The following is a 23,727-nucleotide window of genomic DNA, read 5'->3' on the forward strand; positions in this document are numbered from 1 at the left end:
GTCTCTTGTTCGGATGCCAGTGTTCAGGATGCCAGATCCGGGCTTTCGAAGCCCGCCGGAGGCCCGAGGCCGGGGGAGGCGAGGGCCAACACCTTGAAGAGGGTGCCCATTTGGTCGGGCGCGATCAAGCGGGCCAGCGCGGAGTCGATGTCCGCGGCCTGCTTCGTCGTGGCGCGGCGCTTCAGCGCGGCGGCGCGCGGCTGGATGCCCAGCCGGGCCAGCCAGTCGCCCTGATCCACCGGCCCGAAGCCCTCCGCACCGCCCTCGCGCGCGGCGGCGGCGATGGCGGCGAAATCCACATGGGCGGTCAGGTCGGCCTCGCCCGGCGCATCCAGCACCGGGGCGTAGGCGTGGCGGCGCAGCGCCTGGAGCGTGTCGCCGACCGCCGGCCCGCCGCGGTAGCCGTAGTCGATGACCAGGGCCGCTCCGGGATGGGCCGCCAGACGCTCCCCGATCAGCCGGGCCACCGCCTGGGAGGCCGGGGAGACCTCGACCACGCTGCCCTCCGGGGCGTCGCGCAGGGCCGGCGGGATCAGCCGGGCGCCGGCGCTGCCGAAGGCCTCGAGGACGAAGCGGAAGCGGGGCGTGTCGGCCGCCGTATCGGCGGGCGCGGCGGGATCGATGTCGATCAGCCGCTCGAACCAGCCGTGGTTGGTCTTCTGGACCTGACGGATGGGCAGGGCGTCGAAGAATTCGTTGGCGAGGATCAGGGTCGGGCCTTTGGGCACGTCCTCCAACCGGTCGTGCCACGCGACCGGGATGCCGGCCAGGGTTTCCTTCTGGCGGGCGCGCAGCGTCGGGCTGGTCTCCACCAGATGGACCTGGGCGGCCTCGCGGAAGGCGGGGACGAGCGCGGCGGCGCGCAGGGCGTCCTGCATCAGCGTGCCGCGGCCCGGCCCCAACTCCACCAAGTGAAAGGGGGCGGGGCCGCCCAGCCGCGCCCAGCTGTCGACGCACCACAGCCCGGCCAGCTCGCCGAACATCTGGCTGATTTCCGGGGCGGTGGTGAAGTCGCCGGACACGCCGAAGGGGTCCTGGCGCATGTAGTAGCCGAAGCGCGGATGCCCCAGCGCCTCCGCCATGAAGGCGGCGACCGACAGCGGCCCGTCCATCAGGATGCGGCGGGCGAGGTGGTGGGCGAGGCTGTCCGGGGCGGCATCACTCATGACGGGACCTTCCGACCTCAGATGGCGGCGGGGCGGCGGCGGGCCTGGGCGACCAGCCACACACCGAACAGAACCATCGGCACCGACAGAAGTTGTCCCATCGTCGCCCCGGCGTAGAGGAATCCGAGCTGGGCGTCCGGCTCGCGGAAGAACTCCGCGATGATGCGCGACAGGCCATAGCCGATGAAGAAGATGCCCGCCGTCATGCCGGCCCGCCCGCGCACGGCGGGCATCCGCACCAGGATGGCCAGCAGGACGAACAGCACCGCCCCCTCAAGGAAGGACTCGTAGAGCTGGCTCGGGTGCCGCGGCACCTGCAGCGGGTCGCGCGGGAACACCACCGCCCAGGACACGTCGGGCGCCGGGCGGCCGTACAGCTCGCCGTTGATGAAGTTGGCGATGCGGCCGAAGAACAGGCCGATGGGGGCCGCCGCGGCGATCAGGTCGCCGAAGGCCAGCGGCGACAGCCCGCGCTTCCAGCAGAACAGCAGGATGGCGCCCAGGACGCCGATCAGCCCGCCGTGGAAGGACATGCCGCCGTGCCAGACCATCAGCGCGTCGAGCGGATTCTGGAGGTAGAAGGGCAGGTTGTAGAACAGCACGTAGCCGATCCGCCCGCCCAGGATGACGCCGACCACGGCCCAGGTCAGGAAGTCGTCGTAATCCTCCGCCGAGGGACGGCCCGGCGTGCTGCGGGCCAGCGCCAGGCAGTAGCGCCAGCCGAGCACGAAGCCCGCCAGATAGGCCAGCGCGTACCAGCGGATGACGATCGGCCCGAGTTCGAACGCCACGGGGTCAATGGCGGGAAAGGCGATGGCGAGCATGCGCGGCGGGTGCCTTATGTTGTTTGGGCCATGTTGTCGGGGCCGGTGTGCCGGCGCCCCCTTCACGGCGGGGGAGGCGAGGCCGTCAGCGGTAGGGGTCGGGCTGCGACAGGAAATCCTGGACGTAGCGGCGCACGCCCTCCTCCAGTTCGGTGAAGGGCTGGTCGAAGCCGGCGGCGCGCAGGCGTTCGGTGCGCGCCTCGGTGAAATACTGGTATTTGCCCTGAAGTTCGGCCGGCATGTCGAAATACTCGACGCGCGGCTCCAGCCCCAGAGCGGCGAAGGTGGCGAGCGCCAGATCCTTGAAGCTGCGGGCCTTGCCGGTGCCGACGTTGAACAGCCCGCTGACCTGCGGGTTGTCGTAGAGCCAGAGCATCACCGCCACGCAGTCGTCGACGAAGATGAAGTCGCGGAGCTGGCCGCCGTCCTCGAACTCCGGACGGTGCGACTTGAACAGCCGCGCCGGCTCGCCGGCCTTCAGCTTGGGGTGCAGCTTGGCGACGACGCTCATCATGTCGTCCTTGTGCCGCTCGTTCGGGCCGTAGACGTTGAAGAACTTCAGGCCCGCCCATTGCGGCGGCACGATGTCGCCCTCGGTCACCACGCGGGCGACGCGGCGGTCGATCAGATGCTTGGACCAGCCATAGGCGTTGAGCGGGCGCAGTGCGGCCAGCGCCTCCGGCGACCCGTCGTCGTCGAAGCCGGCGGAGCCGTCGCCGTAGGTCGCAGCGGAGGAGGCGTAGATCAGCCGTGCCCCCCGCCAGGAGGACCAACGCCACAGATCCAGCGTCAGCGCCACGTTGTTGGCGACGATCCGGTCCACGTCGCGCTCCGTCGTCGCCGAGATGGCGCCGAGGTGGAAGATCACGTCGATCTCCGCGGCGTGCTGGTCGAGGAAGGCGAGCGCGTTCTCCGGCGCGACGAGGGTGGCGAGTTCCCGCTTGGCGAGATTCTGCCACTTCTCCCCGTCGCCGAAGCGGTCGATCACCGCGACGTTGGTGATCCCGCGCGCGGCCAGGGCCGCCACGAGGTTCGAACCGATGAAACCGGCCCCACCGGTGACCACGATCATGCGCTTTTCCTTGCCGCCGGACCGAAAGAAAGGACGAGCGTCCTTATAGGGTCCGGGGGGCGGGGCCGCAAGGTGGGGTGGGGCGTATGGCCGCCCTGCGGTTCCGAAAGAGGCGGTTTCGCAAGGTCTCGCGGTCCCTTACGCGCCCTTGCGCCGCGCCTCCTCCTCATCGAGCAGGGCCTTGCGCGACAGCTTGCCGATCATCGTCTTGGGCAGTTCGCCGCGGAACTCGACCGCCTTGGGCATCTCGATCGGGGAGAGCTTGTCCTTGAGGAAGTCGATCAGTTCCTCCCGCGTCAGGGCCTTGCCGTCGTCGACGCGGATGTAGGCCTTCACCGTCTGGCCGCGGTACTCGTCGGGCAGCCCGGCGACCACGCATTCCGCGACAGCGGGGTGCAGGTAGATCGCCTCCTCGACGTTGCGCGGGTAGACGTTGAAGCCGCTGCACAGGATCATGTCCTTGATGCGGTCGACGATGTGGGTGTAGCCGTCCTCGTCCATGTAGCCGACGTCGCCGGTGTGCAGACGCCCATCCACCAGGGTCAGCGCCGTTTCGGACGGCTTGTTCCAATAGCCCTTCATCACCTGCGGGCCGCGGATGCACACCTCGCCCTTCTCGCCGACGGGCAGGACGCGGCGCGGCTCCTCCAGGCTGACGATCTCGATCAGCGTGCCGGGCAGGGGCAGGCCGATGGAGCCGGCCTTGTTCAGCCCGGTCACCGGATTCGCCGTGGCGACCGGCGAGGATTCGGACAGGCCGTAGCCCTCCACCAGGACGCAGCCGGTGTTCCGCTCGAACGCCTCCTTGACCTCCACCGGCAGGGGCGCGCCGCCCGACAGGCAGTAGCGGATCGAGGAAAGGTCGTATTTCTCGAGATGCCTGTGGTGGTTGATCGCCGTGTAGATGGTCGGCACCGCCGGGAACAGCGTCGGCTTCCTGGCGTGGATGGTCTCCATCACCTGGTCCAGCTCGAAGCGGGGCAGCATGACGATCTCCGCCCCGATGCGGATGCTGAAGTTCATCACCACGGTCATGGCAAAGACGTGAAAGAAGGGCAGGACGCCCAGCATCCGCTCCTCCCCCTGCCGTGCGCCGACGAACCACAGACTGCACTGCTCGGTGTTGGCGTAGAGGTTGGCGTGGGTCAGCATGGCGCCCTTGGGCACGCCGGTGGTCCCGCCGGTGTATTGCAGCACCGCCACGTCCTCCGCCGGGTCGATGGCGACCGGCTTCGGGGCGCCGTCGTTGGCGACGAGCCGGCGGAAGGACAGGTGGCGGTCGTCCGCGGGGATGCGCGCCAGCTCCGCCCGCTTGACGATCGGGAACAGCCAGTTCTTGGGGAAGGGCAGGATGTCGGCCATCGGGCAGATCACCAGCCGCTTCAGCCCCGATTCGGCGAGCATCCGCGCCATCTTGCCGTAGAGCACCTTGAGGTCGAGCGTGACCATCAGCTCGACGCCGCTGTCGGTGATCTGGTGGTGCAGCTCCCGCTCGGCGTAGAGGGGGTTGAAGTTCACCACCGTCCCGCCGGCCTTCAGGATCGCGAAATAGCAGATCACGTAGTAGGGCGTGTTGGGCAGGAAAAGACCGACGCGCACGCCCTTGCCGACGCCGATCGCCTGGAAGCCGCGGGCGGCGCGGTCCACCATCCGCGCCACCTCCGCGTAGGTCGAGCGCTTGCCCATGAAGTCCAGGAAGGGGCGTTCGGCGAAACGGGCCGCCGCGTCCTCCAGCAGCGCGGTCAGCGGCTTCACCGGAATCGGCGCGTTCCAGTCCACGTCGGGCGGGTAGCCCAGGGTCCAGCTCTGCTCCGGCAGTTTGCGGGCCGCATCCCCCATCATCGTTTTCCCTCCCATGGTCTGTTCTTGTTCGGCCGCAGTGCCCCTTCGGGCTTGCTTGCGGGCCTTTGGCTCATTGTAGCCTTTTTCGTAACCCGTCCCTTGGAGAAATGGTCCCTGCAACGGGGGCGTCGCCAGAGGCAAACGGTGGTTGTGAAGAAAAAATTACTCTGGAACCCCTATTTTCTGTGTGGCTAAATTCACGCTTGGCGGACGATCCGGCGAAGCCGGGCGGCGCCGGCCCCGCTCACCGCGCCTGGCGCCTCGACCGAAAGGTTCGGACTCGTGTCTACAGCCGATTCGCACTCCAGCGGCGTCCTGGGCGTCGCCTTTCCGGGCGAAGGCGCCCAGGTCCGGGCCCTGGTGAAATGGTTCGATCCGGTCAAGGGCTTCGGCTTCGCGGCACCGCAGGACGGGACGACCGACGCCTTCCTGCACATCTCCGTCCTGAACCGGGCCGGGCTGCACGAGATCGGCGAGGGGGCGGAGCTTCTGTGCCAGGTGGTTCCGGGCGGCAAGGGTCCGCAGGTGGCCGACATCCTGGAGGTGCTGAGCACCGGCACGCCCGCCGAAAGCCGCAGCGCGCCCCCCACCGCGGCGTCCGGCCCCGAGGAGGAACTGACGGGCACCGTGAAGTGGTTCAAGCCGGAGCAGGGCTTCGGGTTCGTCACCGCGGACGACGGGGCCAAGGACGTCTTCGTGCACAAGAGCGTCCTGCGCCGCTGCAACCTGACCGGCCTGGACTCCGGCCAGCGGGTGCTGTTGCGGGCGCGCGCCGCGCCGAAGGGGCGGGAGGCCTCCTGGATCGTGCTGCTGTGACATGCGCCCCGGTGCCGGGCCGGTCGGCGGGGCATACGGATTTGTTGTATTTTCCTTAAGTACCACGGGTTACCGTCGTCGACGTTTCCCGCCTCATCCAGGCTGACGGTGATGCCCCTGTCCGGACCTTTCCACTTCCAATCCTCCGCCGGATTCGACGGCCGCGGCGCGGACGGCGACGGGGCTCGCGCGGACGGCAGCTATCTGGACCGCGAGTTCGGAGCCTATGTGGTGCCGGTGGTGCTCGGCCATCACCGGATCTCCGGCCGCGACGACGACATGCTGGTGACCACGCTCGGGTCCTGCGTCGCCGCCTGCATCAACGATCCGGTCGCCCGGATCGGCGGCATGAACCACTTCCTGCTGCCCGGCTCCCCGTCCGGTGGCGAGGGCTATGGGGTGGCGACCCGTTACGGCAGCGTGGCGATGGAGTGGCTGATCAACGACCTGCTGGAGCGCGGCGCCCGGCGCGAGCGGATGGAGGTCAAGCTGTTCGGGGCCGCCCGCGTCATCGACACCAGCCTGGACGTCGGCGCCGCCAACGCCGCCTTTGCGGTGGACTATGTCCAGCGGGAGGGGCTTTCCCTGGCCGTTCGTGACCTGGGCGGGGAGAAGGGCCGGCGCATCCATTTCTTTCCGGCCACCGGGCGGGCCTTCCGCCGCCTGCTGCGCCCCGAGGCGGAGCGGGAAACGGTGCATCAGGAAATGGACTATCTCCAGGCGCTGCGGCGCTCTCCCCTGGAGGGCGAGATGGAGCTGTTCGAGCGGCGCTGATCGAATGGCGCTGGCGGGTCACTCGCGCAGGATTTCCGCGGCCTCCACGGTCATCCACTCCGCTTGGTCGTTGTCCTCGCCGTCGGTGAAGAGGGCGACGGTCACCGGCTCCTCGCCGGCGGCGCGGGCGGGGAAGTGGTAGGCGCAGGCCGACCCGCCCGGCCCGCCGCCGGTGTGCCCCCAATAGGGGCCGGCCTGCGCGTCGCGCTCCACCATCAGGCCGAGGCCGTAACCCGGCTCCACCCAGGGACGGCCGCGCATGGTGCCGGGAACCGGCAGGGAGTCGTGCATGCGCGCCGCCTCGGCGCCGGGCAGCAGGTCGCCGGCGAACAGCGCGTGGAGAAGATCGGCGATGTCCGCCGCCGTCGCCGCCACCACGCCATGGGCCACCCAGCCGGGATGGTAGCGGACGGCCACGTCGGCGGGCGGGCCGTCCTTGCCGCCGAGATAGGGGCTGGGGCCGGTCCACAGGCCGGACAGGTCGCCACGCTCCGTCGGCACAGACCAGCCGGTCAGGCCCAGCGGGGCGAACAGCTCGCGGTCGAGAGCCTGGGCGAAGGGCAGGTCGGTGACCCGCTCCAGCACCCGCTTCGCCAGCAGATAGCCGATGTTGGAATAGGAGAACTCGCGCCCCGGCGGGGCGAACAGGTCGGCGGCGCGGCAGCGCTCCAGGAAACCGTCCTCGCTCCAGGGGGCCTCGCCGGCCCGAACGGCGGCGTGGTAGGCCGGGCTGCCGCCGTAATTGCGCAGGCCCGCGCGGTGGGACAGAAGCTGGGCCAGGGTCATCCGGTCGGCCGCCGCGAAGTCGGGCAGCCAGCGGTCCAGCGGGGCATCGGGGTCGATCAGCCCTTGCGCGCACAGGCGCAGCAGGGCGGCGGCGGTCAGGGTCTTGGTGATGCTGTAGACGAGGAAGCGGGCGGTGACCGGCGGAGGCGCCGCATCGCCGCGGATCAGGCCGACGGTCCAGGAGCGTGAACCCGAACGGACCGCCACCACCGCGGCGTTGGCGGCGGCGGGACCCTCACCCTCGTCGAGGCAGGCGCCGAGACGGTCGGTCAAACGGTCGATGTGCCGGGTCGGCAGGGCGGCGTCAGTGTCCACGGAACCATCCCTCAAAAAACGAAGGCCCCCAAGGGTGGGGGCCTTCGCGTCGTCGGGTACCGGTCAGTCGCGCTTCACCGTGTCGGCGTCGAGCGCCGCCTGGGCGGCGGCCAGACGGGCGATCGGCACGCGGTAGGGCGAGCAGGACACGTAATCCAGCCCGACCTTCTCGCAGAAGGAGATGGAGGCCGGGTCGCCGCCATGCTCGCCGCAGATGCCGAGCTTGATGTTCGGACGGACCTTGCGGCCGCGCTCCGTGGCGATGGCGATCAGCTCGCCGACGCAGTCCTGGTCCAGCGTCTGGAACGGGTCGTGCTCCAGGATGCCCTGGCGCTGGTACTCCGGCAGGAAGGCGCCGGCGTCGTCGCGCGACAGGCCGAAGGTCGTCTGGGTCAGGTCGTTCGTGCCGTAGGAGAAGAACTCCGCCGTCTCGGCGATCTCATCGGCCTTCAGCGCCGCGCGCGGCAGCTCGATCATGGTGCCGACCATGTACTCGAACGTGACGCCGGTGGAGTCCATGACCTCCTTGGCGACGCGGTCGATGACCGCCTTGAGGATGTCCAGCTCCTTCTTGGTCACGATGAGCGGGATCATGACCTCCGGCATCACCGTCTCGCCCCTGGTCTTGGAGACCTCGGCGACCGCGCTGAAGATGGCGCGGGCCTGCATCTCGTAGATCTCGGGATAGGTGATGCCGAGGCGGCAGCCGCGATGGCCGAGCATCGGGTTGGCCTCGTGGAGCTGCACCACGCGGTGGTTCACCTTGAGCTGGTCGGTGCCGGTGGCCTTGGCGACCTCCGCCATCTCCGCCTCGGTGTTGGGCAGGAACTCGTGCAGCGGCGGGTCGAGCAGGCGGATGGTCACCGGCAGGCCCGACATGATCGTGAACAGCTCGACGAAGTCCTTCTTCTGGAAGGGCTCCAGCTTGGCCAGCGCGGCGCGGCGGCCGGCCTCGCTCTCGGCCAGGATCATCTCGCGCACCGCCAGGATGCGGTCCGGGTCGAAGAACATGTGCTCGGTGCGCGACAGGCCGATGCCCTCGGCGCCGAACTTCCGCGCGGTGCGGGCGTCCAGCGGGGTCTCAGCGTTGGTGCGGATCTTCATGCGGCGCAGCGAATCGGCCCAGCCCATCAGCGTGGCGAAGTCGCCCGACAGCTCCGGCTGGATCGTCGGCACCTGGCCCAGCATCACCTCGCCGGTCGAGCCGTCGATGGTGACGATGTCGCCTTCCTTGATGGTGACGCCGCGGACCGACATGATCTTGGACTTGTAGTCCACGCGCAGGTCACCGGCGCCCGACACGCAGGCGCGGCCCATGCCGCGGGCCACCACGGCGGCGTGGCTGGTCATGCCGCCGCGGGTGGTCAGGATGCCGCGGGCGGCGTGCATGCCGTGGATGTCCTCGGGCGAGGTCTCCACGCGGCAGAGGATGACCGCCTCGCCCTGGCCGGCCAGCGTCTCCGCCTCGTCGGCGGTGAAGACGACCTTGCCCGAGGCCGCACCCGGCGACGCCGGCAGGCCCTTGGCGATGACCTTGCGCTCCGCCTTCGGGTCCAGCGTCGGGTGGAGGAGCTGGTCGAGCGAGGCCGGGTCGATGCGGCGCACGGCCTCCGCCTTGTCGATCAGCCCTTCCTCGGCGAGGTCGACGGCGATCTTCAGCGCCGCCGGGGCGGTGCGCTTGCCGTTGCGGGTCTGCAGCATGAACAGCTTGTTCTGCTGGACCGTGAACTCGATGTCCTGCATGTCGCGGTAGTGCTTCTCCAGCGTGAGGCGGACCTCATTGAGCTGGTTGAAGACCTCCGGCATGACCTCTTCCATGGCGGGGAGGTCGGACTTGTTGGCCTCCTTGCCGGCGATGGTCAGGTGCTGCGGCGTACGGATGCCGGCGACCACGTCCTCGCCCTGGGCATTGACGAGGTACTCGCCGTAGAAGGCGTTCTCGCCGGTGGACGGGTTGCGGGTGAAGGCCACGCCGGTTGCGCAGTCGTTGCCCATGTTGCCGAACACCATGCACTGCACGTTGACGGCGGTGCCCCAGTCGGCGGGGATGTCGTGCAGCTTGCGGTAGGTGATGGCGCGGGCGTTCATCCACGAGCCGAACACGGCGCCGACGGCGCCCCACAGCTGCTCCTGGACGTCCTGCGGGAAGGGCCTGCCGAGCTCGTGCTCGACGGCCTTCTTGTAGTCCTCGATGACGGCCTGCCAATCGGCGGCGCTCAGGTCGGTGTCGAGGTTGTGGTTCTTGTCGCGCTTGTGGTTGTCCAGGATCTCCTCGAAATGGTGGTGGTCAACGTCCAGCACCACGTTCGAGTACATCTGGATGAAGCGGCGGTAGCTGTCGTAGGCGAATCGGGCGTCGCCCGAGCGCTTGGCGAGGCCGGCGGCGGTCGCGTCGTTCAGCCCGAGATTCAGCACCGTGTCCATCATGCCCGGCATGGAGGCGCGGGCGCCGGAGCGCACCGAGACCAGCAGCGGGTTGGCCGGATCGCCGAAGGTGGCGCCCATGGCCTGCTCCAGCCCCTTCACCGCGGCTTCCACCTGGGCCTTCAGCTCCGGCGGATAGTTGCGGCCGTTGGCATAGAAATAGGTGCAGACCTCGGTTGTGATGGTGAAACCCGGAGGAACCGGGAGGCCCAGATTGGCCATCTCGGCCAGATTGGCTCCCTTGCCGCCGAGCAGGTTCTTCATATCCGCCCGGCCTTCGGTGGCATCGGCACCGAAGCAGTAAACCCACTTGTTCTCGCCCTGGCTCGCCATCGTGAAATCCTCGTTCACCTCTATGGTCGTCCGGCCGTCGGCTGTGCGGGGAACCGGTGAAGATCCGTCCTGCGAACGGGTGTCCTTCTGGTATGACCGCGCAACCGCATCCGATGGAGCCCCTTCTAGCCCCCCGCGGAAGGAGAACACAAGACGATCCGTTGCATAGCGTGAGCGCGACGGTGCTGATCCCATTTATGCCACGGCGCGCAAAGGGGGGATGCCGGACGGAAAACTACCCCTTATCCCTTGCGCGAAAAGGGAAATCCGCCGCGGCCCTCACGGGCCGCGGGCCAGATCGAGGACGGCGTCGGTGGCGGGCGGCGGCGGCCGTTCGCGGTCGGCGCCGCGGCGGCTGCGGAAGGTCCGGAAGGCGATGGCCATCCAGGTGCCGTGGAAGACCATGCCGCAGAGCAGGACGATCTCCCCCGCCACCGGCCCGATGGTCGCCCGCGCGAACAGCTCGTCCAGGCTCGACAGCGGGACCGGGTGGATCATCAGCTTGCCCAGATAGGCCACCACCTGGATGAGGAAGATCCAGCCGTAGTTCCGCCGCAGCCGGCGGCCCACCGCCTCCAGGTAGGTGATGTGCAGGTTGGGGTGCTGGTAGTCCTGGAACAGCGTCTCGTTCCAGCCCCGGGCGAACTGGTCGCCCTGGCCGCGCAGGATGGGGCCGAGGAAGTACAGCTCCAGCACATGGGCGCGGATTCGCCAGAAGTCGAAGAAGCGGTAGCGCCGCGCCTCGATGTAGAGGAACACGGCGACCAGAAGCCCCACCAGCACCAGCGGCAGGGGGGAGGCGGTGGCGCTGCTGAAGGTCAGCGACAGGGCGATCCCGGTGGTGACCACCGCCCAGTTGGTGGTGGCGTCCAGCCGCGTCCGCCAGACGGTGCTGCGGTAGATCTCGGCCCTGTAGAGATGCGACAGGGCCGTGACCTCGGCCGAGGTGTAGTGGGTCTTGGGTGCTTTGGCGGCGATGTTGTCCATGCTCGGCGTCCTCCCCCTGGCTTTTCTTGGCGCAGGGGCCGGGGACGCCGGCGCGTCAGTGGGCGCCGCCGTCGGCCTCCAGCCCCAGCCGGTCGAACAGCTGCCGGTCGGCCTCATGCTCCGGGTTGCCGGTGGTCAGCAGCTTGTCCCCATAGAAGATGGAGTTCGCGCCGGCGTAGAAACAGAGCGCCTGCCCCTCGTCGCTGAGCGAGCGGCGGCCCGCCGACAGGCGGACATAGGAGCGCGGCATCAGGATGCGGGCGACGGCGATGGTGCGGATGAACTCGAAGGCGTCCAGCGCGTCGACGCCGCCCAGCGGGGTGCCGGCGACCGACACCAGCTTGTTGATCGGCACGCTCTCCGGCTGCGGCGACAGGTTCGCCAGGGTCTCCAGCAGGCCGGCGCGGTCCACACGGCTTTCCCCCAGCCCGACGATGCCGCCGGAGCAGACCTTCAGCCCGGCGTCGCGGACGTTGGCCAGCGTGTCCAGCCGGTCGCGGTAGCTGTGGGTGGAGACGATCTGCTCGTAGAACTCCTCCGACGTGTCGAGGTTGTGGTTGTAGTAGTCGAGCCCGGCGTCCTTCAGCGCGTCGGCCTGCGGGCGGGTCAGCATGCCCAGCGTCATACAGGCCTCCAGCCCAAGGTCCTTCACGTCGCGGACGATGTTCGCGAGCTTCTCGACGTCGCGGTCCTTCAGCTCGCGCCACGCCGCCCCCATGCAGAAGCGGCCGGCGCCCGCCTGCTTGGCCTTCTCCGCGGCGGCGCGCACCTGGGCGCGGTCCAGCAGCTTCTCCGCCTCGACGCCGGTGTCGTACTTCACGCTCTGCGCGCAGTACTTGCAGTCCTCCTGACAGCCGCCGGTCTTGATGTTCAGCAGGGTGGAGAGCTGGACCTTGTTCGGGTCGTGGTGCTGGCGGTGCGTCTCGTGGGCGCGGTGCAGCAGCTCCATGAAGGGCAGCTCGAACAGGGCCAGGATGTCCGCGCGGGTCCAGCGCCGGGCGATGGTGGAGGCGGCGGAGTCCGCGGTCTGCATGGCGGTGTCGGGCATGGTCGGTCCTCGGGAAAAAGGCAGATCAGAGAAGGGTATCGGCGGCGTCGCGGATCGCGGCGTAGGTGCGGTCCAGCTGCCCGTCCGTCACGCAGTAGGGCGGCAGCAGGTATATCACGGGGCCGAGCGGCCGCAGCAGCAATCCCCGCTCCAGGAAGAAGCGCTTCAGCGTCTGCCCGACCGCGGCGGTGTAGCCCTGCGCGTCGGTCACCTCGATGGCGGCGATGGTGCCCATGACGCGCCCGCGCGACAGCTTCGGGTGCCGAGACAGGTCGGCGATGGCGGCGCGGTGCTGCGCCTCGATGCGCGCGAGGTTGGCGGCGGTCTCCGCCGAGGTGGTCAGTTCCAGCGAGGCCAGGGCGGCGGCGCAGCCCAGCGGGTTGGCGGTGAAGCTGTGGCCGTGGGCGAAGGCTCGGTCGAAGCCGGCGCCGAGGAACGCCTCGTAGATCGAGGCACCGCAGGCGGTGACCGACAGCGGCAGGAAACCGCCGGTCAGCCCCTTGGACAGGCAGATCAGGTCCGGGGCGACTCCGGCCTTCTGGCTGGCGAACAGCGCGCCGGTGCGGCCGAAGCCGGTCATCACCTCGTCGAAGATCACCAGACCGCCCGCCGCCCGCACCCGCGCCGCCATGGCCCGCAGGAACTCCGGACGGCAGAAGCGCATGCCCGAAGCGCCCTGGACCAGCGGTTCGATGATGACGGCGACCATCTCCGTCCCGTTGGCGGCCAGCCAGCGGTCGAGCCAGTCCAGCGCCGCGGCCTCCTTGGCCTCGACCTCCGGGTCGCCGTCCCAGGTAGAGGGGTAGGGCATGCGGTCGACGGCGAACAGCAGCTCCTGGAACGGTTCATAGAAGCCGGAGCCGACCCCCGCCGCCATCGCGCCAAAGGTGTCGCCGTGGTAGCTGCCCTCGAAGGCGAGGAAGCGGCGGCGCTGGCCCTCGCCCTTGTTGCGCCAGTACTGCCAGGCGAGCTTCAGCGCCACCTCCACGGCGGTCGAGCCGTTGTCGGAGTAGAAGACGCGGTCGAGGCCGCCCGGCAGCACCTCCGCCAACCGGGCGGCGAGGCGGGCGGCGGGGCTGTGGGTGAAATCGGCGAAGATCACCTGCTCCAGCTTGTGCGCCTGCTCCGCGATGGCCCCGGCGATGGCCGGGTGGGCGTGGCCGTGCAGATTCACCCACCAGGAGGAGATGAGGTCCAGGATTTCCCGCCCGTCCTCGGTGAACAGGCTGACCCCTTTGCCGTGGGTGACGGCCAGCGGCTCCGGCGCGGTCTGCGCCTGGGTGAAGGGGTGCCAGACGTGAAGGCGGTCGAGAGAAACGGTGTCGGTCATGAAAACACGCTGTCGAAGGAAGGGATGAGCGTCGCCGCTTCCGCGACGGTTTCGGCGTCGATTCGGTCGAGCGTTGGGATTTCGGCCAGTACGTGGACCTTGCCGAACCGCTCGATGGCGGCGCGGTTGCCGGGGTTGGGCGGGCCGTTCAGCACCACCCCGGCCACCGCCAGCCCGCGCGCCCGCAATGCTTCCAGGCTGAGCAGCGTGTGGTTGATGGTGCCGAGCGTGCTGCGCGCCACCAGCACCACCGGCAGGCCGAAGCGGGCGATCAGGTCGATGATGAAGACGTCCTCCGTCACCGGCACCATCAGCCCGCCCGCCCCCTCCACCACCAGCGGGCGGCCGGTGTCGGGCAGGGCCAGGGCGCCGGGGTCGATGGCGACACCCTCCAGCTCCGCCGCGGCGTGGGGGGACAGCGGCTCGGCCAGCGCATAGGCCGGCGGATGCACGCGTTCCGCAGGCAGGTCGGCGAGGGCGGTGACCGTGGGGGTGTCGCCCGGTTCGTCCTTCAGGCCGGTTTGCAGCGGCTTCCAATAGGCGGCGTCCCAGGCCCGCGCGAGGCACGCGGAGACCAGCGTCTTGCCGACGCCGGTGTCGGTGCCGGTGACGAACACCCCGCGGGGCCGGGCGCCGTCCTTGCGGAACAGGCCGTAGGCGATGTGGTGGGTCATGGTCAGTCCTTCCGGCCGTTCCAGCCGGCGCAGCACGCGGCGCAGGGCGCCCGGCGGCAGGGGGCGGCGGCCCTCCGCCGGCAGGTGGGCGCCGATGCCCTTCAGTTCGGCCAGGAACTCCAGACCGTCGGCGTGACGGCGGAGCAGCCGCTCCTCCTCCACCGCTCCGCTGCCCCCGGCGGGCCACAGCCGGTCGAGGGCATGGCGGGTGGGATAGGTGGGCACTCCGGCTTCAAGCCCCAGCGCGTGGTGGGCCTCCCGCCACTCGCGGAAGCTGTCGGCGGCCAACGTGGCGACGGCGATACGCCCGCCCGGAGCCAGCAGCCCCACCCAGCGGGCCAGGGCGGTGGCGGGGTCGCGGAACCATTGCAGGGCGAGGCTGGAGACGATGAGGTCGAAGGGACCGTCGAGGTCCGGCTGTTCCCCGTCCATGATCCGGAACGCGGAATCGATCGGGTCGCCCAGCGCGGCGCGGCAGCGCGCCAGCATGTCCGGCGACAGGTCGGTGAGCAGCCAGTCCGCCGGCCCGATCCGCTCGCGCAGGGCGCGGCTGAGGAAGCCGGTGCCGCAGCCGATCTCCAGCACGCGGGGGCGGGGCGACAAGGGCAGGCGGGCGACGCGCTCCGCCAGACGCTCCGCCGCGATGCGCTGCACGGTGGCGTGCTCCTCGTAGCGGGGGGCGGCCTTGCCGAAGGCGGCGGCGATGGCGGCCTTGCGCGGGTCGGCGGTCATGCGGTCAGTCCGGCGGCAAAGGCGGCGATCCGCTCGGCGCACCAGCCCGGCGCGGTCAGCGGCAGCAGATGCCCGCCTTCGGTGTGCCATTCGACCGAAATCCGACCGCATCCATCATCCCCTCTCCCCTCTGGGGAGAGGGTTAGGGTGAGGGGGTTGCGCAATGCCTGATCGTCCGGTTCCCCGAGCCCCCCTCACCCGGCGCCTTCGGCGCCACCCTCTCCCCGGAGGGGCGAGGGACAGAGTGGTTGCGAAACGCCTGTTCGGTCATGGTCGGGGGGACGATGGGGTCCTGCGCTCCCGCCAAGGCCAGCACCGGGCCGGTGAGCGCAGCGCGGGCGTCCCAGTCGCGCAGCGCCCGCAACGCCTCACCCAGCCGGGCCGTGTCCAGGCCCTCAGTCAGCGGAGCTTCGACGCCGCAGCGGCGCAGGAAGTCGGCGGTCACCGACTCCGGCGCGGCGGCGAAGCGCGCGAGCATGCGGTCCAGCAGCCGGCGCGGCGTGGCGGGGGCGAAGCCGTCGCCCTCGGTGAAGCGGGGGAAGCCGTTGACCAGCACCAGCCCGTCCCAGGCGAAGGGCCGCTCGTGCAGCAGCCATAGCCCCCCGAAGGAGTGGCCGACCGCGACGACGGGGCGCCCGGCGGGAAGATCGGGAAGCGACGGCGGGCCATAGAAGCCGAGATCCACCGCCACGCTCTCCCCCTCGGAAAGAGCGCGCCGCACTGCGTCCCAGACGGCGGGGCCGAATCCCCAGCCATGGGCGAACACGAACAGCGGTGCGGTCATTATGGGCTGGGTCATCGCCGGCTCCAGGCGTCGGCCACCGCGCTCACCAACGTTTCCAGATCGGCGTCCGTGTGGGCGGCGGACAGAGCGAAGCGCAGACGGCTGGTGCCCGGTGGCACGGTCGGCGGGCGGATGGCGATGCCCAGGATGCCGCGCTCCTCCAGCCGCCGACTGAGGGCGAGCGCGTCCTCCTCCGCCCCGATCATGGCTGGGACGATCTGCGTGCTCGACCCCGCCGTGGCGATGCCCAGCCCGTCGAAGGCGGCACGCAGCCGTTCCGCCATGGCCTGGAGCCGGGCGCGCTCGGCGTCCAACGTCGGCACGAGGTCAAGCGCGGCGTCCATCGCCCCCAGCACGGCGGGCGGCAGGGCGGTGGCGTAGATCAGCCCGCCGCAGCGGTTCACCAGATAGTCGCAGAGCGCCCTCGACCCCGCCACATAGGCGCCGAAGCCGCCCAGCGCCTTGCTGAAGGTGCCCATGGCGAGGTCCACGCGCCCGCCGCCCAGCGCCGCCAGCCCCATCCCGCGCGGGCCGAGCACGCCGGTCGCGTGCGCCTCGTCGAGGAACAGGAAGGCGCCGTGCCGCTCCGCGAGAGCGGTCAGCGCCGGCACGTCGGCGCGGTCGCCGTCCATGCTGAAGACGCTCTCCGTCACGATGAAGCGCGCGCCCGGCTCGCCCGCGCGCTGGGCCAGCAGGCTGTCCAGATGGTCGAGATCGTTGTGACGGAAGCGGATCTGCCGCACCCCGGCGGCGGCGCAGCCATGGTGCAGGCTGGCGTGGTTCAGCCGGTCGGTGAAGACCAAGGCCTCCGCGCCCAGAAGCTCGCGGTCGAACAGGGCGGGCAGGACCGCGGCGTTGGCCTGCCAGCCGGAATTGAACAGAAGCGCCGCCTCCGTCCCCTTCAGCCGGGCTAGCTTCGCCTCGACCTCCGCGTGAAGCTCCAGCGTGCCGCAGACGAGGCGCGACGCCGTCGCCCCGGCACCCCAGCGCCGCGCCCAGTCGCCGGCACGCTCCACCAGCAGCGGATGGGAGGCGAGGCCGAGATAGTCGTTGCTGGAGAAATTCAGCAGCGTCCGCCCGCCGCGCCGGATGCGCCCCGCCCCCTCCGGGCGCACGGGCAGCAGATGGCGGCGCGCGTGGCGCCGGTCGAGGCGGTCGAGATGCTGGCGGAACAGCGGGTCGAGCAGGGACATGATGCGGGCGTGATAGCAGAGCGCGCCGCTGGGGCGAAAGGTCCGAATGGCACAGGTGCCCCGACGGCCCAGCGGGCGTAGACTGGCGCGGCCATGCCGTCCGATCCGCGCTTCCACGACCGCCCCGACAATCTGCCGCCCGATCCCGGCGCCTATGTGCTGCTGATTGCGCTGGAGAGGGATCTGCCGCTTCGCCTCCCCGGCCGGCCGGAACGCGTTCTGGCGCCGGGCCGCTACCTCTATTGCGGCAGCGCGCGGGGGCCGGGGGGCCTGCGAGCGCGGGTCGGGCGCCATTTCCGCCAGGGCAAGCCGGAGCGCTGGCACATCGACCGGCTGACCGCGGCGGGGCGGATGCTCGGTGCCTGGATCGTTCCCGGTGGTGACGAATGCGCCCTGGTCGCCGCCCTGTCCGGGCTTCCCGTGCCGGTTCCCGGCTTCGGCAGCAGCGACTGCCGTCGCTGCGCCAGCCACTTGCTGCATTGGCCGGACGGGACGCCGGTTCCGCTGCGCGATGCGCCTTTTTGAGGCGCCGGACGGGCGTCGGCGTGGGAATTGAGGCGAATTGCTTGGTCTGACCATCCTCCAAGGGTTATAGTCCCCCGTCATCGGGAGGCGGGCATGAAGACAGTGACCCATAACCGCCGGGATGTCCTCCGGGCGTTCGGGGGCGCCTTTGGGGCCGCGGCCATGCTTCTGACGGCGCCCCAGGCGTTGGGGCAATCGGCACCCTCGGCATCGTTCGCCCTTGGATCGTCGGACTTGGGCGTCGGCGTCCTCTATTGCGGCGACCGGGCGGATTTCGGCTTCAATCAGGCCCATGCGGAGGCCGCCCGCGCCCTGACCAGCCTGCCCGGCCTGCGGCTGGAGGAGCGGGAGCACGTCGCCGGCACGCTGGCCGCCACGGCGGAGGAGCTGGTCGGTCCCGAGGGCTGCCGGGTCGTCATCGTCACCGCCGCAGGCGACGCCCTGCCGGGGCTGCTGGCCCAGGCCGACGCCCACCGCGACACGGTGTTCCTGTTTTCCGGCGCGCCGCTGGACCGCGACCGGCTGCCGATCAACACCGGCTTCTTCGAAGGGTATATCGAGGAAGCGCAGCACATCTCCGGCCTCGTTGCCGGCTACGCCAGCCGGGCGAAGATCATCGGCCTCGTGGCCTCCCACCCCGCTCCGGACGTGCTGCGCTGCGTGAACGCCTTCGCGCTGGGCGCCCGGCGCGCTGATTCCGCCACCGCGCTGCGCGTCGCCTTCGTCGGCGAGGCGGCGACGCCGCGGCAGGTCGCCGAAGCCGCGCGCGCGCTGGCCGACGGCGGTGCCGACGTGCTGGCTGCCCAGCTCGACGGAGCGCGTCCGGTCTGCGAGGTGGCGGAGGCGCACGGCATCCTGTGCTGCGGCTTGCACACCGACCTGACCGCCTTCGCGCCGCAAGGCTTCCTGACCGGGGCCGAATGGGCCTGGGAGAAGGCCTACGCCGAGGCCGTCGCGCTGATCGCCGCGGGAAAGCCGTGGAAACATCTGCGCCAGGGCGGCTTCGACCAGGGCTTCGTCCGCAACACCGCCTATGGGCCGGCGGTGGGGGTGGAGGCGCGGGCCCACGCCGACGCGGCGCGGATGCAGCTCGCCAATGGCAACGCCGCCGTCTTCCGCGGGCCGATCCAGGACAACACCGGACGGACGGTGGTCGCCAAGGGCAAGGCCCTGCGCGGCGGCGACGCAGAGCTTGGCCGCATGGTCTGGCTGGCCGACGGCGTCACCGAGGTCGCGCGCTGACCCTTACGCCCCGCTTTGCTCCGTCCAGCCGCAGGCGGCCAGCGCGTCGCGCATGTGCGGCGGGGGCGGCGCCACGGCGATGACCGGTTCGCGGTCGAAGGCCATGGTGAAGGTGACCGACCGCGCCAGCAGGTGCAGGTTTCCCGGCGGCACGCGCACCGGACCGTAATAGGGCTCTCCCACCAGCGGGCAGCCGATGGCCGCGCTGTGGACGCGGAGCTGGTGGGTGCGCCCGGTCCGCGGCCGCAGCTCCAGCCAGGCCCGCCCGTTGCCGGTTCCCAGGACCTTGTACTCGGTGACGGCGGGCTGGCCGGTGGGGTGCGTCACGATGTTCCAGGCGCCGGGGTTCAGCAGCTTCAGCAGCGGGAAGTCGATGACTCCCTCCGCCGCCTCCGGAATGCCCTCGCTGACCGCCCAGTAGGTTTTCTCGACATGGCCGGCGGCGAACATGTCGCCCAGCCGCTTCAGCGCCCAGAGCGACCGGCCGAGCACGAGGCAGCCCGCCGTGTCGCGGTCCAGCCGGTGGGCCAGCCGCGGCGGCGTGCCGTCCCCCTCCGCCAGGAAAGGCAGGTAGAGGTCGAGATGGTCGGTGATCCGCCCGGCCTTGTGCACGGCCAGCCCGGCGGGCTTGTCGATGATGAAGACGTCCGAATCCTCGTGCAGGATCCGGTCGCGCAGCGTGGTGGGGGTGAAGGTGGTGCCGGCGTCGCTCATGGGCGCCACCCAAGCACGGCGCGGGGGGAGGGGCAAGCCCGCCGGCGGCGTTGCGCCGCGGAACCCTATCGGCGCGCGGCCTGTTGCCCAACGGGCGGCGCCGTGGACGAAGTCTGGATGGACGAGTCTGGACCCATGCCGCCGCGCCGCCCATCTGTACGGAATGACGACTCACCGTGGCGAAGGGATGCGTGCAATGGCTGAACGCGACAATCTCCCGGCGCAGCAGCGGTCCACGCAGAGCGAGGTGGATGATTTCCTGAGCCGCGTGGCGGCCCTGCCGCGGGCGACGGGGGGGCCGCGCGGGCGGCTGATGTTCGCCATGGACGCCACGGCCAGCCGCGAGCCGACCTGGGACCGCGCCTGCCAGATCCAGGGCGAGATGTTCCAGGCGACCTCCGCGCTGGGCGGGCTGGATATCCAGCTCGTCTACTACCGGGGATTCCGTGAATGCCAAGCCAGCCCGTGGGTTGGCAACGCGCAGGACCTGCTGCGGCGGATGACCGCGGTGTCCTGCATGGCCGGGCAGACCCAGATCGCGCGTGTGCTGGGGCATTGCATCAAGCAGACGCGGGACCGCAAGGTCAACGCGCTGGTCTTCGTCGGCGACTGCATGGAGGAGGACGTCGATCAGCTCGCCCATCAGGCGGGCCAGTTGGGGTTGCTCGGCGTCCCGGTCTTCATCTTCCACGAGCGTGGGGACCTGATCGCCAAGCGCGCTTTCCAGACCATCGCGCGGCTCAGCGGCGGCGCCTATTGCCCGTTCGACGGCTCCTCCGCGCAGCAATTGCGGGATCTGCTGAGCGCGGTTGCCGTCTACGCGGCGGGCGGCCGGGCGGCGCTGGAGCATTACAGCCGCGGGCGGGGCGACGCGGTGCGGCTGCTCACCAGCCAGCTTGGTAACGGTCAGGGGGGACGCGGCGGGCAAAGCCATGCATCATAGGGCAGGATTCGGCTAGGGAAGGAACAGAGCGGGATGTTTGGGTTTTTCCTCCTGGGCATCGCGCTGGTGGCCGGTCTCGCCATGCTGGCCCGCGTCTTCGTGTCCGCGGACCCGAGGACGCTCGCCACCGCGGTGCGCTATGGCGGAATCGCGCTGGCGGCGGTGACGGTCGTCGTGCTCACTCTGACCGGGCGGCTGGGCACCGCCATGATGCTGGGGGCGCTGGCCTTTCCGCTGCTGACACGCTGGCGGACGTTGCGCGACGCTTTCCGCCCCGCGTCCTACGGAGCGGCAAGCGGCGGGCAGACCTCGCAGATCGAGACGCTCTATCTGCGGATGACGCTGCAGCACGACACCGGGGCGATGGCAGGAGAGGTTTTGCACGGGCCGTGGCGTGGGCGGACGCTGGAGTCGCTGACGCTGGGGCAGGTGCTGGCGCTGCTGGAGGAGTGCCGGCGCGACGATCCCCAATCGGCCTCCGTCCTGGAAGCGTGGCTGGAGCGTTCCCATCCCGGCTGGCAGACGGCGGAGGAACAATCCGCTGGGTCGTCAAACAATTCCGGTTCGAAGGACAGTGGCGGCCGCGGTGGCGGCGGTTCTATGACCCGTGACGAGGCCTATGATATTTTGGGGTTGTCGCCCGGAGCCACACCCGAACAGGTAAAGGACGCCCACCGACGGCTGATGATGAAAGTGCATCCAGATCATGGGGGGTCCACCTATTTGGCAGCCAAGATCAACCAAGCGAAGGATTTGCTGCTGCGCAACTAACCTTTTGCCGGGTTACGGAAGGGGAGTTGCGTCACCGAATTGCCTGTGGCAGAAAGCTGGACGAGCGTTTTGCAAATCTGCGAATCGTCTCCATATTCGAAGTATTTCCTCAAGCAACCACAAGAGAACCCCAATGCGAAAGCCTGTGCGCAAGGTGGTGTTCCCCGTCGCCGGTCTCGGTACGCGCTTTCTGCCGGCGACCAAGGCGATTCCAAAGGAAATGCTGCCTTTGGTCGATCGGCCTCTGCTTCAGCATGCCGTGGAAGAGGCGCGGGCCGCCGGCATCGAGGATTTTGTGTTCGTCACGGGCCGCAGCAAGCGCGCCATCGAAGACCATTTCGACACCGACACGGAGCTGAACCGCACCCTTGAGGAGCGCGGCAAGCAGGATGCCCTCGATGTGGTGCGCCACAGCGAGATCGCGCCGGGCCGCTGCTTCTACACGCGCCAGCAGGTCCCGCTGGGCCTCGGCCACGCGGTGTGGTGCGCGCGGGCGGTGATCGGCAACGATCCCTTCGCCATCGTCCTGCCCGACGACTTCGTCCAGGGCGACACCCCCTGCCTGAAGCAGATGGTCGACGCCTACAACGAGGTGGGCGGCAACATCGTCGCCGTCGTGGACGTCCCGCGCGAGCGGACCAGCAGCTACGGCATCCTGGACGTGGAGAAGGACGACGGCCGTCTGGCCACCGTGCGCGGCCTCGTCGAGAAGCCGAAGCCGGAAGAGGCGCCCTCCACCCTGTCCATCATCGGCCGCTACATCCTGCAGCCGGAGGTGTTCGATCATCTGGAAAAGCAGCAGCGCGGCGCCGGCAACGAGATCCAGCTGACCGACGCCATGGCCAAGCTGATCGGCACGCAGCCGTTCCATGGCCTGCGCTTCGAAGGCACCCGCTACGACTGCGGCGACAAGGTCGGCTTCATCGAGGCCACGCTGGCCCACGCGCTGCGCCGTCCGGACATGGCGGACAAGGTCCGCGACATGCTGCGCAAGTACTGCTGACGCGGAAGCGCTGATGAGGCATCCGGCCTGCGGGGAGGGGCGCCGCCCTTTCCCCGCGGGCCGGATGCCCGTCAACGGCCGGCGGCGGCCCGGCGGGGAGCGCGCGCTGCTTCCTCCGGCGGGGCGGAGCGCCGGAAGGTGCTGAGTTCGGGGATGCGGTTCACCGACAGGCCGGCGACCCGGCAGGGCACCACCTCCAACACCTGGAATCCCGCCTTGCGCGGGTAGCGGGCGCTGACGCGCTCGCGCACCTCCCGTTCCGTTTCGGCGGTCAGGAGGCAGCGGCGGATGCCCATCCAGCCGCGCTGCCCCGTCATCACCGTCGCGTCGCTCGGCACGTGGCGCACCGCGGCCTCCCAGAAGCGGCCCGGACGGGGCTCGGAGCGGTCGAAGACGTGATAGCGCACGACCGGTGCCGCCTGCCGCGCCTCCAGTTCGTTCAGGGCGGCCTGCATATCCTGCTCCGCCTTCAGGGCGCGCTTCTCGGCCTCGGCGTGCTTCTGGGTAATCTGGGAATAGGCGGTGGCGATGTCCTCCACGTCCTTCCCAACTTCCTCCATCTTCTCGCGGATGCGCAGCTGGCCCTGCCGCAACCCCTCCAACTGGCGCCGCCAGTAGCGGTTGGACAGCACCGTCAGCACCATCAGCCCGAGGCTGAGGTAGAGCATCATCCCGGTCATGCCGCCTCTCCTTGCGCGTCGGGGTCGGGGGCATGGGCGAGCGGGACGACCATGGTCGGCAGGACGCCGTTTTTTACCGTGAAGGCGACGCGCGCCATCGCCGCAGCCTGATCGGCCGAATAGGTCCAGACATGGGCGACGTTCGAATAGCTCCAGATCTGGCGGGCGAAGATCACGTCGCGCCGTTCGATGGCGGGGAATTCGTCCTGCACGGTTAGCCGGACCCAGAAGGCGCTGGCCTCCTCGCCGTCCCCCAGCTCGTGGACGAACTCCACCTTGGTGAGTTCCAGCGCCCGGATTTCCGACAGCGCCTTCTGCCGCCGCCCGTTGCATTCGGTGGTGCGGGCCAGGAAGGCGGTCATCTCCTCCTGCCGCTGCTCCAGCTTGCGGCTCCATTCGCCCAGCGCGGTCTTCTTCCGGTCGTGCTGGCGCATCATCATGGTCTGGCGCGCCTTCTCCGACGTGATCTGCCCGACGTCGATGACGATGGACAGGCCGAGCGCCGCGGCGCTGGTGACCAGCAGAAGCATGCCCAGGAACTCGGCCGATAGAACCATTGGTGTACCTTATGGTTGCGGCGGAAGCTTCGCGTCTCCTTTATTGAGGACCGGGTTTCACGACTTGGCACCGCGGTATTCCGTCGCACGGCCCGTCGCATGCAGACAGGAATATGTCTCGCGATTGCAACAACAGGTCGTTCGGCCTGAATTCCATTGATCTTTTCTGACCCATGCGCAAGCGTTCGGCCA

22 protein-coding genes are annotated in these 23,727 nt (G+C 69.9%); 7 read left to right on the forward strand and 15 right to left on the reverse strand.

Annotation, left to right across the window (positions count from 1 at the left end):
* Nucleotides 1-23 precede the first annotated feature (23 nt).
* The 4 genes from ACWPN5_RS07930 to ACWPN5_RS07945 all read right to left on the reverse strand — a co-directional run bounded on the left by ACWPN5_RS07930 (nt 24) and on the right by ACWPN5_RS07945 (nt 4,901).
* The gene (locus ACWPN5_RS07930; protein ID WP_492295115.1) at nt 24-1,166 is read right to left on the reverse strand and encodes a class I SAM-dependent methyltransferase; all 1,143 of its coding nucleotides are present in this window, start codon (nt 1,164-1,166) and stop codon (nt 24-26) included.
* Nucleotides 1,167-1,183: 17 nt separating this feature from the next.
* Nucleotides 1,184-1,990: a prolipoprotein diacylglyceryl transferase gene (lgt, locus tag ACWPN5_RS07935; protein WP_035682583.1), complete on the reverse strand. Its 807-nt coding sequence runs from the start codon at nt 1,988-1,990 to the stop codon at nt 1,184-1,186.
* Nucleotides 1,991-2,075: 85 nt separating this feature from the next.
* Nucleotides 2,076-3,062, reverse strand: coding sequence for an ADP-glyceromanno-heptose 6-epimerase (gene rfaD / locus ACWPN5_RS07940; protein WP_200478172.1), 987 nt, complete (start codon nt 3,060-3,062; stop codon nt 2,076-2,078).
* Between the two features lie 138 nt (nt 3,063-3,200).
* Nucleotides 3,201-4,901, reverse strand: coding sequence for a long-chain-fatty-acid--CoA ligase (locus ACWPN5_RS07945; protein WP_247888393.1), 1,701 nt, complete (start codon nt 4,899-4,901; stop codon nt 3,201-3,203).
* A gap of 285 nt (nt 4,902-5,186) precedes the next feature.
* On the opposite strand from ACWPN5_RS07945, the gene ACWPN5_RS07950 reads away from it, so the two are divergent.
* Both ACWPN5_RS07950 and ACWPN5_RS07955 read left to right on the forward strand, forming a co-directional pair.
* Nucleotides 5,187-5,720 carry a cold-shock protein gene (locus tag ACWPN5_RS07950; protein ID WP_492295116.1) on the forward strand — a complete coding sequence of 178 codons (534 nt, stop codon included), beginning with the start codon at nt 5,187-5,189 and terminating at the stop codon, nt 5,718-5,720.
* Between the two features lie 111 nt (nt 5,721-5,831).
* Nucleotides 5,832-6,494 (forward strand): chemotaxis protein, encoded by a 663-nt coding sequence (locus tag ACWPN5_RS07955; protein WP_145687250.1) that lies wholly within the window; start codon nt 5,832-5,834, stop codon nt 6,492-6,494.
* Nucleotides 6,495-6,512: 18 nt separating this feature from the next.
* Here the strand turns inward: ACWPN5_RS07955 and ACWPN5_RS07960 are convergent, their stop codons facing one another.
* From ACWPN5_RS07960 to bioF, 8 genes are all read right to left on the reverse strand, one after another.
* Nucleotides 6,513-7,595 (reverse strand): serine hydrolase domain-containing protein, encoded by a 1,083-nt coding sequence (locus ACWPN5_RS07960; protein ID WP_492295117.1) that lies wholly within the window; start codon nt 7,593-7,595, stop codon nt 6,513-6,515.
* A 63-nt stretch (nt 7,596-7,658) separates the two neighbouring features.
* On the reverse strand, nt 7,659-10,352 hold the full coding sequence (ppdK, locus tag ACWPN5_RS07965) for a pyruvate, phosphate dikinase (protein ID WP_145687509.1): 2,694 nt from the start codon (nt 10,350-10,352) through the stop codon (nt 7,659-7,661).
* Between the two features lie 279 nt (nt 10,353-10,631).
* A complete protein-coding gene (locus ACWPN5_RS07970; RefSeq protein ID WP_492295118.1) occupies nt 10,632-11,339 on the reverse strand; it encodes a DUF2270 domain-containing protein in 708 nt (235 codons plus the stop codon).
* Between the two features lie 55 nt (nt 11,340-11,394).
* On the reverse strand, nt 11,395-12,387 hold the full coding sequence (bioB, locus tag ACWPN5_RS07975; RefSeq protein ID WP_492295119.1) for a biotin synthase BioB: 993 nt from the start codon (nt 12,385-12,387) through the stop codon (nt 11,395-11,397).
* Nucleotides 12,388-12,412: 25 nt separating this feature from the next.
* Nucleotides 12,413-13,717 carry an adenosylmethionine--8-amino-7-oxononanoate transaminase gene (gene bioA / locus ACWPN5_RS07980; RefSeq protein WP_492295120.1) on the reverse strand — a complete coding sequence of 435 codons (1,305 nt, stop codon included), beginning with the start codon at nt 13,715-13,717 and terminating at the stop codon, nt 12,413-12,415.
* Complete coding sequence (bioD, locus tag ACWPN5_RS07985) at nt 13,714-15,123, reverse strand: dethiobiotin synthase (protein WP_492295121.1); 1,410 nt, start codon at nt 15,121-15,123, stop codon at nt 13,714-13,716. The genes bioA and bioD overlap by 4 nt, the downstream gene beginning before the upstream one ends.
* 142 nt (nt 15,124-15,265) lie before the next feature.
* On the reverse strand, nt 15,266-15,922 hold the full coding sequence (locus ACWPN5_RS07990) for an alpha/beta fold hydrolase (protein WP_492295122.1): 657 nt from the start codon (nt 15,920-15,922) through the stop codon (nt 15,266-15,268).
* On the reverse strand, nt 15,919-17,100 hold the full coding sequence (gene bioF / locus ACWPN5_RS07995) for an 8-amino-7-oxononanoate synthase (protein ID WP_492295123.1): 1,182 nt from the start codon (nt 17,098-17,100) through the stop codon (nt 15,919-15,921). The genes ACWPN5_RS07990 and bioF overlap by 4 nt, the downstream gene beginning before the upstream one ends.
* Before the next feature lie 93 nt (nt 17,101-17,193).
* On the opposite strand from bioF, the gene ACWPN5_RS08000 reads away from it, so the two are divergent.
* Both ACWPN5_RS08000 and ACWPN5_RS08005 read left to right on the forward strand, forming a co-directional pair.
* Nucleotides 17,194-17,625, forward strand: coding sequence for a GIY-YIG nuclease family protein (locus ACWPN5_RS08000; RefSeq protein ID WP_492295124.1), 432 nt, complete (start codon nt 17,194-17,196; stop codon nt 17,623-17,625).
* A 234-nt stretch (nt 17,626-17,859) separates the two neighbouring features.
* On the forward strand, nt 17,860-18,867 hold the full coding sequence (locus ACWPN5_RS08005) for a BMP family ABC transporter substrate-binding protein (RefSeq protein ID WP_247888382.1): 1,008 nt from the start codon (nt 17,860-17,862) through the stop codon (nt 18,865-18,867).
* A gap of 3 nt (nt 18,868-18,870) precedes the next feature.
* Here ACWPN5_RS08005 and ACWPN5_RS08010 read toward each other — a convergent pair whose 3' ends face one another.
* A complete protein-coding gene (locus tag ACWPN5_RS08010; protein ID WP_492295125.1) occupies nt 18,871-19,581 on the reverse strand; it encodes an RluA family pseudouridine synthase in 711 nt (236 codons plus the stop codon).
* Nucleotides 19,582-19,777: 196 nt separating this feature from the next.
* Between ACWPN5_RS08010 and ACWPN5_RS08015 the strand changes: the two genes are divergently transcribed.
* From ACWPN5_RS08015 to galU, 3 genes are all read left to right on the forward strand, one after another.
* Nucleotides 19,778-20,524 (forward strand): VWA domain-containing protein, encoded by a 747-nt coding sequence (locus ACWPN5_RS08015; protein WP_492295126.1) that lies wholly within the window; start codon nt 19,778-19,780, stop codon nt 20,522-20,524.
* Nucleotides 20,525-20,557: 33 nt separating this feature from the next.
* The gene (locus tag ACWPN5_RS08020; protein WP_145687227.1) at nt 20,558-21,295 is read left to right on the forward strand and encodes a DnaJ domain-containing protein; all 738 of its coding nucleotides are present in this window, start codon (nt 20,558-20,560) and stop codon (nt 21,293-21,295) included.
* A 133-nt stretch (nt 21,296-21,428) separates the two neighbouring features.
* Nucleotides 21,429-22,298, forward strand: a complete 870-nt coding sequence (gene galU / locus ACWPN5_RS08025) for a UTP--glucose-1-phosphate uridylyltransferase GalU (protein ID WP_145687224.1) — start codon at nt 21,429-21,431, stop codon at nt 22,296-22,298.
* Nucleotides 22,299-22,369: 71 nt separating this feature from the next.
* Here the strand turns inward: galU and ACWPN5_RS08030 are convergent, their stop codons facing one another.
* Both ACWPN5_RS08030 and ACWPN5_RS08035 read right to left on the reverse strand, forming a co-directional pair.
* Nucleotides 22,370-22,978, reverse strand: a complete 609-nt coding sequence (locus ACWPN5_RS08030) for a hypothetical protein (protein WP_200477516.1) — start codon at nt 22,976-22,978, stop codon at nt 22,370-22,372.
* Nucleotides 22,975-23,535, reverse strand: coding sequence for a hypothetical protein (locus ACWPN5_RS08035; RefSeq protein ID WP_145687221.1), 561 nt, complete (start codon nt 23,533-23,535; stop codon nt 22,975-22,977). The genes ACWPN5_RS08030 and ACWPN5_RS08035 overlap by 4 nt, the downstream gene beginning before the upstream one ends.
* Between the last annotated feature and the right edge of the window lie 192 nt (nt 23,536-23,727).

The organism is Azospirillum sp. UENF 211521 (assembly GCF_058780535.1).